The organism is Thiomicrorhabdus cannonii (assembly GCF_013391695.1).
In the GTDB taxonomy this organism is placed as follows: Bacteria; Pseudomonadota; Gammaproteobacteria; order Thiomicrospirales; family Thiomicrospiraceae; genus Thiomicrorhabdus; species Thiomicrorhabdus cannonii.
Genome location: NZ_JACBGH010000035.1, coordinates 1 through 433 on the forward strand (window position 1 = coordinate 1; position 433 = coordinate 433).

1 protein-coding gene is annotated in these 433 nt (G+C 54.3%); it reads right to left on the reverse strand.

Annotated features, from left to right (window positions below):
* Window positions 1-433, reverse strand: a 433-nt coding sequence (locus HZ297_RS11845; protein WP_178863973.1) for a zinc-binding dehydrogenase, incomplete at both ends; no start/stop codon positions are given.

Sequence of the window (433 nt, forward strand, 5' to 3'; positions counted from 1 at the left end):
GCAAAGTTCGGTGCCTCTGACAGAGATATCTCTTTTGCCGCCTGGGTATAGAATGATTCCGGTAAATCGGCGACCAGTCGCTGCCAGGCTTGTGCGCGGCGTTCTGGTGGCGTCATTACTGAATCCACCCCTTGCAAACGGACATTACGCAGAATAAATGGCATGACCGTGGTTGGCAGAGTAAAACCACCCGCCAGACCACAGGCCGCCACGCAGCCGCCGTAATTCATTTGCGCCAGCACTTTTGCCAGCACTTTGTCGCCAACGGTGTCAATTGCCCCAGCCCAGACTTGTTTTTCCAGAGGACGGGATTCGGCAAACTCATCACGAGGGAGAACACGGCTAGCACCTAAACTTTTCAGATATTCATGGGTACTTTCGCGACCGGAAACGGCAACGACCTGATAACCCAACTTATGCAGCAGCGCCACGG